This is a genomic window from Mycobacterium sp., from assembly GCF_965229265.1.
GTDB lineage: Bacteria > Actinomycetota > Actinomycetes > Mycobacteriales > Mycobacteriaceae > Mycobacterium.
This window is the reverse complement of record NZ_CBDDIY010000011.1, coordinates 716,517-732,746: the sequence shown is the minus strand read 5'-3', so window position 1 is coordinate 732,746 and position 16,230 is coordinate 716,517. Positions and strand designations below refer to the sequence as shown.

16 protein-coding genes are annotated in these 16,230 nt (G+C 69.0%); 5 read left to right on the top strand and 11 right to left on the bottom strand.

What is annotated here, in order from left to right; genetic code table 11:
* Nucleotides 1-16 precede the first annotated feature (16 nt).
* Nucleotides 17-592, top strand: coding sequence for an HAD family hydrolase (locus ADBZ9K_RS16015; RefSeq protein WP_526622092.1), 576 nt, complete (start codon nt 17-19; stop codon nt 590-592).
* Between the two features lie 37 nt (nt 593-629).
* Here ADBZ9K_RS16015 and gatB read toward each other — a convergent pair whose 3' ends face one another.
* The 4 genes from gatB to ADBZ9K_RS15995 all read right to left on the bottom strand — a co-directional run bounded on the left by gatB (nt 630) and on the right by ADBZ9K_RS15995 (nt 5,056).
* Nucleotides 630-2,141, bottom strand: a complete 1,512-nt coding sequence (gatB, locus tag ADBZ9K_RS16010) for an Asp-tRNA(Asn)/Glu-tRNA(Gln) amidotransferase subunit GatB (protein ID WP_526622090.1) — start codon at nt 2,139-2,141, stop codon at nt 630-632.
* Nucleotides 2,142-2,265: 124 nt separating this feature from the next.
* Complete coding sequence (locus ADBZ9K_RS16005) at nt 2,266-3,027, bottom strand: SDR family oxidoreductase (RefSeq protein WP_526622088.1); 762 nt, start codon at nt 3,025-3,027, stop codon at nt 2,266-2,268.
* Complete coding sequence (locus ADBZ9K_RS16000) at nt 3,024-3,983, bottom strand: DUF7064 domain-containing protein (protein WP_526622086.1); 960 nt, start codon at nt 3,981-3,983, stop codon at nt 3,024-3,026. The genes ADBZ9K_RS16005 and ADBZ9K_RS16000 overlap by 4 nt, the downstream gene beginning before the upstream one ends.
* Nucleotides 3,980-5,056, bottom strand: coding sequence for a phosphotransferase family protein (locus ADBZ9K_RS15995; RefSeq protein ID WP_526622085.1), 1,077 nt, complete (start codon nt 5,054-5,056; stop codon nt 3,980-3,982). The genes ADBZ9K_RS16000 and ADBZ9K_RS15995 overlap by 4 nt, the downstream gene beginning before the upstream one ends.
* A gap of 88 nt (nt 5,057-5,144) precedes the next feature.
* Between ADBZ9K_RS15995 and ADBZ9K_RS15990 the strand changes: the two genes are divergently transcribed.
* Complete coding sequence (locus tag ADBZ9K_RS15990; RefSeq protein WP_526622083.1) at nt 5,145-5,852, top strand: TetR/AcrR family transcriptional regulator; 708 nt, start codon at nt 5,145-5,147, stop codon at nt 5,850-5,852.
* On the opposite strand, the gene ADBZ9K_RS15985 is transcribed toward ADBZ9K_RS15990, so the two are convergent.
* From ADBZ9K_RS15985 to gatC, 3 genes are read right to left on the bottom strand one after another with little or no spacing between them, the layout of a single operon-like run.
* On the bottom strand, nt 5,822-6,853 hold the full coding sequence (locus ADBZ9K_RS15985) for a 6-phosphofructokinase (protein WP_526622081.1): 1,032 nt from the start codon (nt 6,851-6,853) through the stop codon (nt 5,822-5,824). The two genes, ADBZ9K_RS15990 and ADBZ9K_RS15985, sit on opposite strands and share 31 nt — an antisense overlap.
* An 18-nt stretch (nt 6,854-6,871) precedes the next feature.
* Nucleotides 6,872-8,356, bottom strand: coding sequence for an Asp-tRNA(Asn)/Glu-tRNA(Gln) amidotransferase subunit GatA (gene gatA, locus ADBZ9K_RS15980; protein ID WP_526622079.1), 1,485 nt, complete (start codon nt 8,354-8,356; stop codon nt 6,872-6,874).
* A complete protein-coding gene (gene gatC, locus ADBZ9K_RS15975; RefSeq protein ID WP_526622077.1) occupies nt 8,353-8,652 on the bottom strand; it encodes an Asp-tRNA(Asn)/Glu-tRNA(Gln) amidotransferase subunit GatC in 300 nt (99 codons plus the stop codon). Before gatC ends, gatA begins: the two co-directional genes overlap by 4 nt.
* A gap of 203 nt (nt 8,653-8,855) precedes the next feature.
* Between gatC and ADBZ9K_RS15970 the strand changes: the two genes are divergently transcribed.
* Nucleotides 8,856-9,515 carry an ACT domain-containing protein gene (locus ADBZ9K_RS15970; RefSeq protein ID WP_526622076.1) on the top strand — a complete coding sequence of 220 codons (660 nt, stop codon included), beginning with the start codon at nt 8,856-8,858 and terminating at the stop codon, nt 9,513-9,515.
* Nucleotide 9,516: 1 nt separating this feature from the next.
* Here the strand turns inward: ADBZ9K_RS15970 and ligA are convergent, their stop codons facing one another.
* A complete protein-coding gene (gene ligA, locus ADBZ9K_RS15965; RefSeq protein ID WP_526622074.1) occupies nt 9,517-11,622 on the bottom strand; it encodes an NAD-dependent DNA ligase LigA in 2,106 nt (701 codons plus the stop codon).
* Nucleotides 11,623-11,666: 44 nt separating this feature from the next.
* Between ligA and ADBZ9K_RS15960 the strand changes: the two genes are divergently transcribed.
* Nucleotides 11,667-12,062: an MmcQ/YjbR family DNA-binding protein gene (locus ADBZ9K_RS15960; protein ID WP_526622073.1), complete on the top strand. Its 396-nt coding sequence runs from the start codon at nt 11,667-11,669 to the stop codon at nt 12,060-12,062.
* A 169-nt stretch (nt 12,063-12,231) separates the two neighbouring features.
* Here the strand turns inward: ADBZ9K_RS15960 and ADBZ9K_RS15955 are convergent, their stop codons facing one another.
* The gene (locus ADBZ9K_RS15955) at nt 12,232-13,242 is read right to left on the bottom strand and encodes a uroporphyrinogen decarboxylase/cobalamine-independent methonine synthase family protein (protein WP_526622071.1); all 1,011 of its coding nucleotides are present in this window, start codon (nt 13,240-13,242) and stop codon (nt 12,232-12,234) included.
* Between the two features lie 59 nt (nt 13,243-13,301).
* Here ADBZ9K_RS15955 and ADBZ9K_RS15950 point away from each other — a divergent pair, with 59 nt between their 5' ends.
* Nucleotides 13,302-13,937 carry a sensor domain-containing protein gene (locus ADBZ9K_RS15950; protein WP_526622070.1) on the top strand — a complete coding sequence of 212 codons (636 nt, stop codon included), beginning with the start codon at nt 13,302-13,304 and terminating at the stop codon, nt 13,935-13,937.
* Here the strand turns inward: ADBZ9K_RS15950 and mnmA are convergent.
* Both mnmA and ADBZ9K_RS15940 read right to left on the bottom strand, forming a co-directional pair.
* Nucleotides 13,915-15,000, bottom strand: a complete 1,086-nt coding sequence (gene mnmA, locus ADBZ9K_RS15945; protein WP_526622068.1) for a tRNA 2-thiouridine(34) synthase MnmA — start codon at nt 14,998-15,000, stop codon at nt 13,915-13,917. The two genes, ADBZ9K_RS15950 and mnmA, sit on opposite strands and share 23 nt — an antisense overlap.
* The gene (locus ADBZ9K_RS15940) at nt 14,997-16,202 is read right to left on the bottom strand and encodes a cysteine desulfurase family protein (protein WP_526622066.1); all 1,206 of its coding nucleotides are present in this window, start codon (nt 16,200-16,202) and stop codon (nt 14,997-14,999) included. Before ADBZ9K_RS15940 ends, mnmA begins: the two co-directional genes overlap by 4 nt.
* Nucleotides 16,203-16,230 lie beyond the last annotated feature (28 nt).

Genomic DNA, 16,230 nt, shown 5'->3' with positions numbered 1-16,230 from the left:
GGTCCATACTGCCCGCGTGGTGGCAACGCTGGACACCCTTCCCCGGAGCCGTACGTTCTGGTGGGACCGGGCTCGCTGCGCGCACACCGACGTGCCCGCGCTCGAGGCCGTCATCTTCGACTTCGACGCCCGGCGCGGTGCCTCCGAGCAGGACGCGGTCATGTTCCGTGAGCTGATCTGGAGCCTGCACTGCGACCACATCCGGGTCGGCATCACCGCCGCCGACCAGCGGGCCCGCATCGAACCGCTGGTGCGGCAGCTGATCGGGGACGGCGTGGTCGAGGTGATGATCACCGGCGACGACGTGGCGCGCCCCAAACCCGATCCCGAGGTGTATCACCGGGCACTGCACGAGTTGGGCGTGCGCCCGGCCGGCGCGATGGCCGTCGAGCACTCCACCGCCGGGTTCCATACCGCGCGGTCGGCGGGCCTGGCCACGATCGTGGTCACCAGTTACGGCATCCGCAGCCGCGAGTTCGCCGGCGCAGCGGCGGTGCAGGACCGATACGACTGCTCCGAGCCGTTGACGGCATACCGATGTCGGCGCCTGCACGAGCGCTGGTGGATCGACCGCACCCGGCTCAGCGCCTAAACCGACCTAGCTCTGGCCGCAGGCCGCCATACTGGGCCTAAACCGCCTGGCCGCAAGCAGCCATGACGAGCTCACGCACCCGGGCGGCGTCGGCCTGCCCCTTGGTGGCCTTCATCACCGCACCGACGATCGCACCGGCAGCCTGGACCTTGCCGCCGCGGATCTTCTCGGCGACGTCGGGTTGAGCCTCGAGAGCTTCATTGATGGCGGCCTGGATCAACGAGTCGTCGCGCACCAGTGCCAGCCCGCGACCGGCCATCACCTGCTCGGGTTCGCCCTCGCCGGCAAGCACTCCTTCGACGACCTGACGGGCCAGCTTGTTCGACAGCTTGCCCTCGTCGACCAGTGCCACCACCTTGGCGACCTGCGCCGGTGTGATGCCCAGCGCGTCAAGCTCGACCCCGACCTCGTTGGCCTTCTGGACCAGGAAGTTGCCCCACCAGGCACGGGCGGATTCGCTGCTGGCGCCGTGTGCGACTGTCGCGGCCACCAGGTCGATGGCGCCGGCGTTGACCAGGTCACGCATGACCTCGTCGGAGATTCCCCAATCCTGCTGAATCCGCTTGCGCGCCAGCCACGGAAGCTCCGGAATGGTGCCGCGCAGCCGGTCCACGAGTTCCGCGCTCGGCGCCACCGGTTCCAGGTCGGGCTCGGGGAAGTAGCGATAGTCCTCGGCTGTTTCCTTGTCGCGGCCCGGCGAGGTGTAGCCGTCCTCATGGAAATGCCGGGTCTCCTGGTGGATTCTGCCGCCGGTGTCGAGAATGGCTGCCTGGCGGCGCATTTCGTAGCGGACGGCGACCTCGACGCTCTTGAGCGAGTTGACGTTCTTGGTCTCGGTCCGGGTGCCGAACTCGGCCTGCCCGATCGGGCGCAGTGACACGTTGGCGTCGCAGCGCAACGATCCCTGGTCCATCCGCACATCGGAGACATCCAAGGCGCGCAACAGGTCCCGCAGCGCGGTCACGTAGGCGCGGGCCACCTCTGGCGCGCGCTCCCCGGCGCCTTCGATGGGCTTGGTGACGATCTCGATCAGCGGAACCCCGGCGCGGTTGACGTCCAGCAGCGAGGTGGTCGCCCCGTGGATGCGGCCGCTATCACTGCCGACGTGAGTGAGCTTGCCGGTGTCCTCTTCCATGTGGGCACGCTCGATGGCGACCCGGAAGGTGCTGCCGTCGTCCAGCGGGACCTCGAGGTAACCGTCGAACGCGATCGGTTCGTCGTACTGCGAGATCTGGTAGTTCTTCGGTTGGTCGGGATAGAAGTAGTTCTTCCGCGCGAAGCGGCACCACGGCGCGATCTGGCAGTTCAGCGCCAGCCCGATGCGGATGGCCGACTCGACGGCGGCGGCGTTGAGCACCGGCAGCGCACCCGGCAGCCCGAGGCACACCGGGCAGACCTGGGTGTTGGGCTCGGCGCCGAACGTCGTGGAGCAGGGGCAGAACATCTTGGTGGCCGTCGACAGCTCGACGTGCACCTCCAGACCGAGCACCGGGTCGTACGACGCGATGACATCGTCGTAGTCAACTAGTTCGGCAGCCACGGAAGTCATGGGTCAATCCTATTCGGGTCGGCCCGCCGATACCCCGGGAGGCAGCCGGGGCCATGCATCGATGCGCCGCGCAGGGTACCGTCCACCCCGTTGCGCAGCGTGTTTCCCGACCACCCTCGGGTGATCAGAACTGGTAGTTCTCCCGACCCGGATCCGACACCGCAGTCAGCTCGCGCAGCCACACCGGAGACGTCAGGACGGTCAGGATCGCCGAAGCGGCCTGAAGGACGGTCATCGGCCCGCCCGGACCGTTGTCGTGCACATAACCTCGATCGAGCCACCCCGTCGCCAACTCCATGAGCAGGTCGTTATCCCAGGAATCGGTCACGCCGGTACCGAACGCCGAACCGATTCGCACGCTGGTGAAACACAGGTCGGGATGTTCGGCCTGCCAGGCGCGCACCATCGTCTCGAGCGCCGACTTGCTGGCCGCGTACACCCCCATGCCGGGCAGGGGCCGCTCGACCGAGGATGCCGACACGTAGACCGCCCGCCCCTTCGACTCGCGGAGGTGCTGCAGAGCTGCCGCGGTCACCAGGGCCGCCCCGGTCACATTGGTCGAGAAGGTGTCGGCCCAGGTGGCGGCGTCGGCCTCGTCGATGCGCACCAGCACGTCGATGGCCGTGCAGTACACCAGCGCGTCGAGGCCGCCGAGTGCGGCCACAGCGTCGTCCACCACCGACTGGCATGCCGACGCGTCTCGCACATCGCATCTCAAGCCGACCGAACCGCCGCCGGCCTCGGCCGCGGCAGCCGCGACCAGGTCGATTCGGCGAGCCGCGAACGCCACGGACGCGCCGGCCCGGACGGCTTGCATACCGAGTTCACGTCCTATGCCGGACGAGGCGCCGACGATGAGCAGGCGGGTTCCTGCCAGCTCGGTCATGACCAGCCGTGGTGGGCGCGGATGAACCGGCGCAGCGACGCGGCCGAGTAGTTGTCGTGGTCCTCACCGAACGCGGTGATCCCGTCAAAGGTCCACTCGGTCAGACAGTTCATCGTCAGGAGGTTGGGATTGAGCGGTAGCACGATCCCGTTGTGGCAGGAGCCCTCGGCATGCAGATCCCGGCCCATCTCGTCGACGAGGTCCAGCACCACCCGGTGCGGGAGGCCGGTGTCGGGATCGCGGTCTACGACCTCACGGGTCGCGCTCACCAACTTCGACCACACCCCGTCGCGCACCACGTAGCCGTGGATTCCCAGACAGGTACCGCCGAAGTTCATCGTGATGGCATGGAAGCCGTCGCGCTCCGATGCGGTGGCGTAGCTGTAGCCACCGTTGGCCGCCCCGTGCATGGTGTCGCCGAATTGTGAGCGAGGACCCCAGGACCGGTCACGAAAGCCGTAGGAGTCGACCCGGATCTCCTCGCCGTCGAGCACGATCGTGCCGCGGTACCGGCCTGGCTGGTCCAGGTGGGAATCCATCAAGATGTTCGGCCGGGCTACCGAAGTGAAGGTGAGGTCGATGTGCAGGTCGTCGCCGTCGGGGTCATCGAACCCGATCTGATATTCGTGCAGCGGTGTGGTCGCGCGGTAGCGAATACCGTTCGGCAGTGCGATATCGGAGAGCGGCTGATCGGGGATCGGCAGGTGCCAGAAGTTCTTGGCGTACCGGCAATTCCACATCTGGTGACCGCGGTCGTCCCAGACGTAGACGCCAGCAGCCAGCACCCCCTGATTGGGCCGAAAGAACGGGTACAGCTGGCCCGACAGCCGACGTTCCGGGACGCTGAACGTGAACCAGCAGGTCTCGGTCCAGAACGGATCGTCATTGGTCGGCGGGTGGAATTCGTCGTCAGCGGGACCGACCGGATATGGCTGCGCCGCAGGAGTTTCGGTCACTCGATTTCTGCCATCAACGACGCGAGACATGGCACCACCGGGTTGTCGATCCACAAGGTGTGGTCAGCCGGGAGGTCGCCGCGATCGACCCACCGGTTCATCACCTGCACCACGATCGCCGCGTAACGGGCCGCGGCGAATACCTCGTACCAGCCAGTGGCGCCGACGGACCGACCGGTGAACTGTTCGTAGAGCGCGACCTGCTCCTCGCGCGTCAGATCGCCCTCGGCGCGCTCAGTGATGCCCGATGCCTCGTGCGCCCAACGGTCGAACATCAACCACCAGCCCAGGTCCAGTTCGGGAGCTCCGATGTAGGCCGCCTCCCAGTCCGTCACGCAGGCGGCGCGGTGGTCCTTCCAGATGATGTTGCCCGGTCGCGGATCACCCCAACACAGCGCCGCCGACGACCCGGCGGGTAGGTTCGTCCGCAGCCAGGCGAAGGCACGATCAAGCAGGGGGTGCTCGCGGCCGCGGAGTGCGTCCGCGGCGTACCTCTGCCAGATGCCCAACTGGCGTTCGGTTGTCGGCTCCTCACCGGTGGGAACCAACCAGTTCAGTCCCGCAGCACGCCAGTCGATGGTGTGCACCGCCGCGAGCATCCGGATGCCGTCGGTGATCATCGACCGGCGCTGCTCGGGCGAGATCTCGGTGAAGAAACCCTCCAGGGTGTACATCGGGTTCTCGATGGGCACCACCCCGTCGATGAAACCCATGACGAAGAACGGCGAGCCGAGCACCGCCGGGTCGGACTCGTAGCCCAACAGGGGCGCGAGCGGCAGATCCGAGGCTGCGGCGACGGCGCGCATGATGCGGTATTGGAGGTCGACCTCGACCTGCAGACCGGGAGCCTGTGCCGGGTAGACCGCCGGATCCGGCGTCTCGCGGCGCAGCACGAACCGGTCCGAACGAGGCTCATCGCCCTCGCGCCACTCGGCGAGCAGGATCGTCGTCTCCGCTGAGAACCCGCTTCCGGGTGTTCCGCCGAGGGCCAGCGTCAGCCCGGCGGCATTCTGCAGACGCGGTTCAAGCCAGGCCGCAACCGCGTCCAATCGCACTGTCTCGTCTACTGACACGGGCCGAAACCTAACACCGCTAACTGTTTCTATCAAGTGATTCAATCGGATGAAAGACAGTGCCTCGGTGAAGGGCTAAGGTCATCGAGTGCCAGCGAGTCCACCCGCCGACCCCGCTCATGTGTCGCTGTTGGCTGCGCACGAACTCGACATGCCGACCAAACATCGACTGGTCCTGGCCGCCGAACGGCTCTTCGCCGCCCACGGCATCGACGCGGTCTCGCTGCGCGCCGTCAACGCCGCAGCGGGTACCAACGTCGCATCGGTGCACTATCACTTCGGCACCAAGGAGTCCTTGGTCGAGGCGCTGATCGCCGAGCGCAGCGAAGAGGTGTCGGCCCGGCGCACCCCCCTGCTGGACGCGCTGGAAAGCGGTGCCGCCGCATGCAACCCGCACAACCTTGCCGCAGCGTTCGTCCAGCCCATCGCTGACATGGTTCGCTCCGGGGGCGCCTCGTGGGTGAGGTTCATCGCCGGCATCCTTGTCACCGGCCACCCGGCACTGACCCGAGTCTCCGACGGCTTCGCCCCGCAGGCTAAGCGTTTCAATACCTTACTGGCGCAAGCGAATCCGGGGACACCTGCAGAGACACTGCACTTCCGGCTGACTCAGGCAATGGGACTGACGTTCCACGTCCTCGGTGACATCCCCGGCACCCAGCAACTGCTCGCCCTCAGCGGTGACACGCTCGATGCCGAGCACGTCATCGAGCAACTCCTCGACACAGTCACCGCGATCCTGGCCGGTCCGCCGGCCAACCACGATCAGCCGAAGAACGCCGCCGCATCGTCGTAACGGGTCTGCGGCACCAGCTTGAGCTGGCGTACGGCGTCGGCCAGCGGCACCCGACCGATGTCCTGACCCCGCAGCGACACCATCATCCCGTACTCGCCGGCATGGGCGGCGTCGGCGGCGTTGACACCGAACCGGGTGGCCAGCACCCGGTCGTAGGCGGTCGGGGTGCCGCCGCGCTGGACGTGACCCAGCACGGTGACCCGCACTTCCTTCTTGATCCGCTTCTCGACCTCGATGGCCAGCTGCTGGGCGACCCCGGTAAAACGCTCGTGGCCGAATTCGTCGACCCCACCCGAGCGCAACGCCATGGTGCCCTCGGCGGGCTTGGCGCCCTCGGCGACGACGATGATGAAGCTCGACTCACCGCGCTGGAAGCGCTTCTTGACCAGCCGGCACACCTCTTCGACGTCGAAGGGCTGCTCGGGGATCAGCGTCATGTGCGCACCGGAGGCCAGCCCGGCGCTCAGCGCGATCCAGCCGGCGTGGCGGCCCATCACCTCGACCAGCATCACCCGCTGATGCGACTCGGCGGTGCTGTGCAGCCGGTCGATGGCTTCGGTGGCGATCTGCAGCGCGGTGTCGTGGCCGAAGGTGACGTCGGTGCAGTCGATGTCGTTGTCAATCGTCTTCGGCACGCCGACGACGGGGACACCCTCCTCGGACAGCCAGTGCGCGGCGGTCAACGTGCCTTCCCCACCGATCGGGATCAGCACGTCGATCCCGTTGTCCTCCAACGTCTGCTTGATGTCGTCGAGGCCGGCGCGCAGCTTCTCCGGGTTGGTCCGCGCGGTGCCCAACATGGTCCCGCCCTTGGCCAGCAGCCGGTTGTTGCGGTCGTCGTTGTGCAGTTGGATCCGGCGGTCTTCCAGCAGGCCCCGCCAGCCGTCGAGGAAGCCCACGACCGAGGATCCGTAACGGGCGTCGCAGGTCCGCACGACCGCACGGATCACCGCGTTGAGGCCGGGACAGTCACCGCCGCCGGTGAGTACTCCAATGCGCATGGGCCCTATCCTGCCTCGTCAGATCGCTGTTGGCAGCGGACTCCGGGCAGCCTCATAGGCAGCACCCACCCGGTAGAGCCGGTCGTCGGCCAGCGGCGGTGCCATGATCTGCAGCCCGACCGGCAGATTGTCGTCGGCGGACAGACCCGACGGCACCGACATTCCGCAGTGCCCGGCCAGGTTCAGCGGCAGCGTGCACAGGTCGAACAGGTACATCGCCAGCGGGTCGTCGACCTTCTCCCCCAGCCGGAATGCGGTGGTCGGGGTCGCCGGGGACACCAGGACGTCGACGGATCGGTAGGCGGCGTCCAGGTCGCCCGCGATCAGCGTGCGGACCTTCTGAGCCTGGTTGTAGTAGGCGTCGTAATAGCCCGCCGACAACGCGTAGGTGCCGATCATGATGCGGCGCTTGACTTCTGGGCCGAACCCGGCAGCACGGGTCAGTGCCATCACCTCTTCGGCGCTGTGGGTGCCATCGTCGCCGACTCGCAGGCCGTAACGCATGGCGTCGAAACGTGCCAGGTTGCTCGAGACCTCCGAGGGCAGGATCAGGTAGTAGGCCGACAGCGAGTAGTCCAGGTGCGGGCAGTCGACCTCGCTGACCTCGGCTCCCAGCGCGCTGAGCTGGTCGACCGCGGCATTGAACGAGGCCAGCACGCCCGGCTGGTAGCCCTCCCCGCTGCGGAGCTGCTTGACGACACCGATTCGGACACCCGTGAGGTCCCCCGCTGCGCCGGCCCTGGCCGCGCCGACGACGTCGGGAATCTGGGCCTCGACCGACGTCGAGTCGCGCGGATCGTGCCCGGCGATCACCGCGTGCAGCAGCGCGGTGTCGAGCACCGTGCGCGCGCACGGGCCGCCCTGATCCAGCGACGACGCGCAGGCCACCAGCCCGTAGCGCGACACCGTCCCATAGGTCGGCTTGACCCCGACCGTCGCGGTCAGTGCCGCGGGCTGGCGGATCGAGCCGCCGGTGTCCGAGCCCAGTGCCAGCGGAGCCTGGAATGCGGCCAGTGCGGCCGCACTGCCCCCACCGGACCCGCCGGGCACCCGGTCGGTGTCCCACGGGTTGCGGGTCGGCCCATAGGCGGAGTTCTCGGTGGAGCTGCCCATCGCGAACTCGTCCATGTTGGTCTTGCCCAGGATCGGGATGCCGGCCGCCCGTACCCGGGCGGTGACGGTGGCGTCATAGGGCGACACCCAGCCCTCGAGGATCTTCGACCCGCAGGTCGTCGGCATGTCGGCGGTGGTGAAGACGTCCTTGAGCGCCAGCGGGACCCCGGCCAGCGGCGACGGCAGCTGCTCCCCGGCGGCCACGGCGGCATCGACACGCGCGGCGCTGGCCAGCGCCTCGTCGGCGGCGACATGCAGGAAGGCGTGGTAGCGCTCGTCGGTGGCGGCGATCTGGTCCAGGCAGGCCTGCGTCACTTCGACCGAGGACACCTCCTTGGCCGCGATCTTCTCCCCCAACGTGGCCGCGTCGAGGCGGATCAACTCGCTCACTGCTCCTCCCCGAGGATCTGCGGCACAGCGAACCGGCCCTCGATGGCGGCAGGCGCCTCGGCCAGCGCCTGCTCCTGGGTCAAACACGGCACAACGACGTCGTGCCGGGTGACATTCACCGCCTTGAGCGGGTTACCAGTTGGCGCCACGTCCGTGACATCGACGGCCTGGATCTGGCTGACATGCCCCAGGATCGCGTCGAGCTGGCCGGCGAAGCTGTCGAGTTCGTGGTCGGTCAGGGCCAGCCGGGCCAGCTTGGCCAGCCGGGCGACCTCGTCGCGGGAGATCTGGGACACGGTGCCCAAGCCTAGATGGCAGCGGGACGCGCGTGCCGTGGGACTGCTCGCCGTCCACCCGCCCGTGGTCGGCTGACCCACGCTGACGTGCGGGTTCGGGTCTCATTCGGGTCGCGTCCGCCCCCGGGCGTGGCCCGGCTGCGAGGCTGATCGGCCGAAACTGCCAGGGTGCTGAGTCCGGGCGGCTGTGCAACAGTGTCCGCGTGCCTTCGTATCTGCTGCGGGTCCAGCTGGTCGACCGGCCCGGTAGCCTCGGCTCGCTCGCGGTCGCCCTGGGCTCGGTCGGCGCCGACATCCTGTCGCTCGACGTCGTGGAGCGAGGATCCGGATACGCGATCGACGACCTCGTGGTCGAACTGCCGCAGGGCGCCATGCCCGACATGCTGATCACGGCTGCCGAGCGACTCGAGGGGGTGCGGGTCGACACGATCCGGCCGCACACCGGTCTGCTGGAAGCACACCGCGAGCTCGAACTGATCGACCACATCGCCGCAGCCACCGACCGCCAGGCCAAGCTCCAGGTGCTCGCCGACGAGGCACCGCGGGTGCTGCGGGTGGGCTGGTGCACGGTGGCGTACCTGTCGGAGTCCGGGCTGCAGCGCATCGTGGGCAGCCCCGGGGCACCCGAGACACAGGCGACGTCGGCGCCGTGGCTCCCGATCACCCATGCCGAGGCGCTGGACGGGACGGCCGACTGGGTACCGCAGGTGTGGCGGGACATGGACACCACGCTGGCCGCCGCCCCGCTGGGCGACCCGCGGACCGCGGTGCTGCTCGGGCGGCCCGGCGGCCCACTGTTCCGCCCGTCGGAAGTGGCCCGGCTCGGCTACCTGGCCGGCATCGTCGCGACGATTCTGCGCTGACCTACTCCGTCGGCGGGCTTGCGCCGAATTGGCCGGGCCCGTCCGCCAGCAACGCGCGGAACCCGTCCTCGTCGAGGATCGGCACGCCGAGCTCGACGGCCTTGTCGTATTTGGAGCCCGGCGAGTCCCCGGCCACGACGAACGAGGTCTTCTTCGACACCGAGCCAACGGCCTTGCCGCCGCGGGTGATGATCGCCTCCTTGGCCTCGTCGCGGGAGAACCCCGGCAGCGACCCGGTGACCACGATCGACAGGCCCTGCAGCGTCGGGGTGATGGTGCTGTCGCGTTCGTCCTCCATCCGGACGCCGGCCGCGCGCCACTTGTCGACGATCGCCCGGTGCCAGTCCACCTCGAACCACTCCACCAGCGCCGCGGCGATGGTGGGACCGACCCCCTCGACGTCGGCGAGCTGTTCCTCGGAGGCCGCCATGATGGCTTCGAGGCTGCCGAACGCCGAAGCCAGCGCGCGGGCCGCGGTGGGGCCGACGTGGCGGATGGACAACGCCACCAGGATCCGCCACAGCGGGCGGTCCTTGGCCTGCTGCAGGTTGGCCAGCAGCCGCGCGCCGTTGGCCGACAGCGCACCATTCTTGGTCCGGAAGAACTCCGCGGTCAGCAGGTCCTCGGCAGTCAGGGTGAACAGGTCGCCCTCGTCGCCGATGACCTTGGCCTCCAGCAGGGCCGTCGCGGCCTCGTAGCCGAGCCCCTCGATGTCCAGGCCGCCGCGCCCGGCCAGGTGGAACACCCGCTCGCGCAGTTGCGCGGGACAGGACCGGGCGTTCGGGCAACGGATGTCGACATCACCCTCCTTGGCCGGGGCCAGCGGAGTGCCGCACTCCGGGCAGTGGGTGGGCATGACGAATTCCCGCTCGGTGCCGTTACGCAGGTCGACGACGGGACCGAGCACCTCCGGAATCACATCGCCGGCCTTGCGGATCATGACCGTGTCGCCGATGAGCACGCCCTTGCGTTTGACCTCAGAGCCGTTGTGCAGGGTGGCCATGCCGACGGTCGATCCGGCGATGCGCACCGGTGTCATGATTGCGAACGGGGTGACCCGGCCGGTGCGTCCGACGTTGACCTTGATGTCGAGCAGCGTGGTCTGCGCCTCCTCGGGCGGGTACTTGTAGGCCACCGCCCAGCGCGGGGCCCGTGAGGTGGCGCCCAGGCGGCGTTGCAGCGCGAAATCGTCGACCTTCACCACGACGCCGTCGATCTCGTGCTCGATCTGGTGCCGGCGCTCGCCCCAGAACCCGATCTTCTCCTCGACGGCGGCCAGACCCGCCACCCGCGTGGTGTGCTCGGATACCGGCAGACCCCAGGCCTTCAACGCGAAATAGGCGTCGTGCAGGGTGGCCGGCTCGAAGCCCTCGCTGTAGCCCAGCCCGTGGCAGATCATCCGCAGCGGCCGGCGGGCGGTCACCGCCGGGTTCTTCTGCCGCAGCGAGCCCGCGGCGCTGTTGCGCGGATTGGCGAAGGGATCCTTGCCGTCGGCGACCAGGCTGGCGTTGAGGTTCTCGAAGTCGGCGATCATGAAGAACACCTCGCCACGCACTTCCAGAACTTCGGGAATCGGGAATTCTGCTGAGGCACTGAGGTTTTCCGGGACATCGTCGATGGTCCGCGCGTTGAGCGTGACGTCCTCGCCGACCCGGCCATCCCCGCGGGTAGCCGCCCGCTCCAGCCTGCCGTTGCGGTACACCAGGGCGATGGCCACCCCGTCGACCTTCAGCTCGCACAGGTACTGCGGAGCCGGGCCGATCTCGGTCTCCACCCGGGTTGACCAGGCCATGAGTTCGTCGGTGTTGAAGACGTCGTCCAGCGACAGCATCCGCTCCAGATGCTCTGCCGCGGCGAAGTCGGTCGCGAAGCCGGCGCCCCCGACCAGCTGGGTCGGCGAGTCGGGCACCCGCAGCTCGGGGTAGCGCTCCTCGAGGGCGGCCAGCTCGTTGAAGAGCTTGTCGAAGTCCGCGTCGGCGATGATCGGCGCGTCCTTGATGTAGTACCGGAACTGATGCTCGCGCACCTCGTCGGCGAGCTCCTGCCAGCGCCGACGCACATCCGGATCGATGGGGTCAGCCTCGGGATCGGATGTCTCTGGAGCCACCCCTCGCAGGCTAGTCGAGGCCACCGACGTGGCAGTCTGGTGCCATGCCGCACCCGATCATGTTCGACGACGGCGACCCGGTTCTGGCGCGCGTGCGTGCGATCGCACTGGCCTTCCCGGAGGCGACCGAGAAGATCTCCCACGGCCGTCCCACATTCAGCGCACCCAAGATGTTCGCCGTCTACGGCGGGAGCCGCAAGAACCCGGGCGGCCCGATGACCCGGTATGACCACGCGCTGCTGATCAAGGTCGACAACAGCGAACGCCAAGCCCTGCAGCAGGACCCCCGGTTCTTCTTCCCGGCCTACCTGGGCCCGTTCGGCTGGTTGGGCCTGGACTTCGACGCCGCCGAGATCGACTGGGCCGAAGTCACCGAGCTGGTCGACGCCTCGTTCCGGCTGCAGGCCCCGGCGCGGCTGGTGCGCCTGCTCGACAGCTGACCATCGTCACCGGCGCGGCTCGGCCGAGTGTGCGTCCAGGGCGTCGACTGTGCGTCCACGGCTGGCGTGGCCGAGCTGTTCCCGCCCTGAGCGCACAGTCGAAGCCATGAGGGCACACTCGATGACGATTGACGACCAGCCCGCAGGACGTAGGCAATGCCGGCGGCGCCTAGATCGCGGTGGGGTCCTCGGCCAGGATGTCGGCAGCGCGCTGGGCCAAACCGACCGCGCTGCGGGCCCATCCGGCGCTGGCGCCGGCCAGTCCGCACGCGGGGCTGACCCCGACGCGGTCGCGTAACACCGCACGCGGGAAGCCGAGCCGGTCGGTGATCGTGGCCGCCGCGGTGGCCACCTCCTCGGCCGACGGCGGGCGCTGCGGCGCGCTCGTCGGCACCAACCCCAGCACCGCGGTCCGGCCCATGTCGACGAACTCGGCCAGGCCGTCCCAATCCGCGTCGGCCAGGGTCTGCACGTCCACCGAGATCGCACTGATCCTGGTGCGCCGCAACATGTTCCACGGCAACTCAGCCGCACAGCTGTGCAACAGCACCTCGGCACCCGCAACAGCCACGCACTCGTCGATCAGCCCGATGGCCACGGCCTCGTCGACCGGATGTACCGGACTCAGCGCGGTCACCCCGGTCAGCCGGCCCGCCAACGCCGCGAACAACAACGGCTCGTCGTACTGCACCACGACCGTCGTCGCCAGCCGCCGCGCCACCTCGGCCCGATGCCGTGCGACACCCTCGGCCAGCGAGGCGCTCAGGTCCCGCACGGCGCCCATATCGGTGAGGGCCCGGTGACCTCCTGCCAGCTCCAGTTGGGCGGCCAGCGTGATCGGGCCCGGCGCCTGCACCTTGACGCAGCGCTGCGAGCCCGGCCCGCCGGCCTTCTCCCAGGCCTCCTCGAGGGCGTCAATGTCCTCGCCGAGCAGGCTGATCGCCCGGCGGGTGACCGCACCGGGCCGGGCCGCGATGCGGTAGCCGCGGGGCACGGTGTCGATGGCGATATCGACCAGCAGCGCGCCGGCCCGCCCGATCAGATCGGCGCCCACTCCGCGATCGGGCAGCTCGACCAGATGTGGCAGTTGGTGCAGTTCTCCGACCACGATCGCGGCGGCCTCCCGCGGCACCGAACCAGGCCATGAACCGACACCGGTGGCCGCCGCGAAATCACTCACCGGCCAACCGTATTGGACGGCTCCCGTGGCACAGCCGCCCGGGGGCCTAACGTGGGGTCATGATGGGACGCCTCGGGCTGGCCTGCTGCGCGGTGGCGACCGTGCTGACGGGGTGTACCCAGTGGGTCGGCGGGGCGCCGCTGCGCGCCCTGAGCGAGCCGCCGTACCGCCCGCCAGGAATCGTCGACGTCGACCGGGTGCTGCTGACACAGGCCCAGATGCAGGCGATCACCGGCGGCGGCCAGGATCTGACGATCATCCCGACCATGGACGGCAAGTCACCGGTCGACATCGAGCAACTCGCCGGATCGGTCCCCCGGGATTGCCGCTTCCTATTCGCAGAGACCGACACCTTCGGCACCGCTATTGAGGATTTCCACAAGACCAGCTTTCAGCATCCCGCCCGGCGCGCGCTGATCTCGGAGGGGGCGGCCGCCTATCGCGACGATGTCACGGCACGACAGGTTTTCACCATGCTCTCGACCACGGTGCATCGCTGCGCCGAGGGTCCGGGATCGTATCTGGTCGGCGAGGTCAACGGGGACGCCGATTCGCTGCACACCCGCGCAGGCCAGTGCGGCCGCGACTACCGGCTGAAGGCCTCGGTGGTGGTGGAGGTGACGTTCTGCGCGCTTGCGGATTCGGTGCCCGAGATCGTCATGGCCAACATCGTCAACAAGATTCCGGGCGGCTGAGAATCGTCGCACTCGCGATGACCTCGTCACCGTCGGGATCGGGCCGGTAGAGCACCATCGTCTGGCCCGCCGCCACACCGCGCAACGGAGCGCGCAGCGCCACCGTGAGTTCGTCGCCGACCAGCTCGGCCACCGCTGCGACGATGCCCCCGTGAGCACGGACCTGGACCTCGCATTCGACCGGTCCCCGCAGCGGCGCGCCGGAGGTGAACACCGGGCGCCCACCGGTCAGGGACCGCACTTCCAGATCGGCGGCCGCGCCGACCCGAACCGTCTGGGAGTCGGCGTCGATCGCGGTGACGTAGCGCGGCGTGCCGTCGGGGCCGGGCCCGGCGATGCCGAGACCCTTGCGCTGCCCGATGGTGAAGCCGTGCACCCCGTCGTGCTCGGCGAGCACCGCGCCGGTCGCATCGTCGACCACGGTCCCGCGGCGGACCCCGATACGCGCACCGAGGAACGCCCGGGTGTCACCGGAAGGGATGAAGCAGATGTCGTGGCTGTCGGGTTTCTCGGCCACCGACAGCCCGCGACGCGCGGCCTCCTCGCGGATCGCCGGCTTGGGGGTGTCACCCACCGGGAACGCGGCGTGCCGCAGCTGTTCTGCGGTGAGCACTCCGAGCACGTAGGACTGGTCCTTGTCGCTGTCCACCGCCCGCCGCAGCCGGCCCTGCGACAACCGGGCGTAGTGGCCGGTGGCGACCACGTCGAAGCCCAGGGCCAGCGCCCTGGCCGCCAGCGCGGAGAACTTGATCTTCTCGTTGCACCGCACGCACGGGTTCGGGGTTTCGCCGCGCTCGTAGGCGGAGACGAAGTCGTCGATGACGTCTTCGGCGAACTTGTCGGCGAAATCCCAGACATAGAAAGGAATTCCGAGCACATCGGCGACCCGGCGGGCATCGCCGGCGTCCTCTTTGGAGCAGCAACCGCGGGAACCGGTGCGCAGGGTGCCCGCTTGGCGGGACAGCGCCAGATGCACACCGACGACCTCATGGCCCGCGTCGACCATCCGCGCGGCGGCCACCGACGAGTCCACCCCACCGCTCATCGCGGCCAGCACCCTCATCGCAGTACCCCCAACGACGAACTGGCCAGCGCGGCCTGGCGGGCCCGTTCGACGGCGGCGGGCAGCACCCGCAGGGCGGCATCGACGTCGGCCTCAGTATTGGTGTGGCCCAGCGACAACCGCAGCGAACCGCGCGCAGCCTCGGCGTCGGCGCCCATCGCCAGCAGGACATGCGAAGGCTGGGCGACTCCGGCGGTACACGCCGATCCGGTTGAGCACTCGATTCCGTTGGCGTCCAACAACATCAGCAGCGAATCGCCTTCGCAGCCGCGGAAGGTGAAGTGCGTGTTGCCCGGCAGCCGCTGCGCGCCGGTCGCGCCGTTGAGCTGAGTGTCAGAGATGGTGTCCAGCACCCCGGCGATAAGCCGCTCTCGCAGCCCGCGCACCCGTGCGCTCGTCTCGTCCAGGGACTCGACAGCGACGTCCGCGGCCACCGCCATCGCCACCACACCAGCCACATGCGGTGTGCCGGAACGGACATCGCGTTCCTGCCCGCCGCCGTGCAGCAGCGGAACGCAGGCGGTGGTGCGGCGCAGCAACAGGGCACCCACCCCGGTGGGCCCGCCGAACTTGTGGGCGGTGATGCTCATCGCCGACAGATTCGTGCCGGCGAAGTCGACCGGAATCTGGCCGATCACCTGAACGGCATCGCTGTGGATCGGGACGTCGAACTCGGCGGCGACCGCGGCCAGCTCGCTGACCGGCATGATGGTGCCGACCTCGTTGTTGGCCCACATCACCGACACCAGTGCTACGTCATCGTGATCGTGCAGGGCATCGCGCAATGCGCCCGCGGTCACCGAGCCGTCGGGCTCGGTGGGCAGGAACGTCACCTCGGCCCCTTCGTGCTCGGCCAGCCAGGTGACCGCGTCGAGGACGGCGTGGTGCTCGACCGCGGTGGTGATGATGCGCCGGCGGCGCGGGTCGGCGTCGCGACGGGCCCAGTAGATGCCCTTGACCGCGATGTTGTCGCTCTCGGTGCCACCGGCGGTAAAGATGATCTCCGAGGGCCGCGCGCCCAGCCGGGCCGCGATGCTCTCGCGCGCCTCCTCCATCCGGCGCCGTGCGTCGCGGCCGGCGGTGTGCAGCGAGGAGGCATTGCCGACGATGCCCAGCGCAGCCGTCATCGCCTCGATGGCAGCCGGATGCATCGGGGTGGTGGCAGCGTGATCGAGATACACCTGATCGGTGGACGGGCTCATGGCCTGTCCAGGATACCGGCAGGCCGCC

What these genes read in the sequence shown, in the direction of transcription:
- ADBZ9K_RS16005 (WP_526622088.1), bottom strand. Translation starts at nt 3,027, where the DNA reads ATGACCGAGCTGGCAGGAACCCGCCTGCTCATCGTCGGCGCCTCGTCC.
- ADBZ9K_RS15960 (WP_526622073.1), top strand. Translation starts at nt 11,667, where the DNA reads ATGCCGCACCCGATCATGTTCGACGACGGCGACCCGGTTCTGGCGCGC.
- mnmA (WP_526622068.1), bottom strand. Translation starts at nt 15,000, where the DNA reads ATGAGGGTGCTGGCCGCGATGAGCGGTGGGGTGGACTCGTCGGTGGCC.
- ADBZ9K_RS15940 (WP_526622066.1), bottom strand. Translation starts at nt 16,202, where the DNA reads ATGAGCCCGTCCACCGATCAGGTGTATCTCGATCACGCTGCCACCACC.
- ADBZ9K_RS15985 (WP_526622081.1), bottom strand. Translation starts at nt 6,853, where the DNA reads ATGCGCATTGGAGTACTCACCGGCGGCGGTGACTGTCCCGGCCTCAAC.
- ADBZ9K_RS15950 (WP_526622070.1), top strand. Translation starts at nt 13,302, where the DNA reads ATGATGGGACGCCTCGGGCTGGCCTGCTGCGCGGTGGCGACCGTGCTG.
- gatB (WP_526622090.1), bottom strand. Translation starts at nt 2,141, where the DNA reads ATGACTTCCGTGGCTGCCGAACTAGTTGACTACGACGATGTCATCGCG.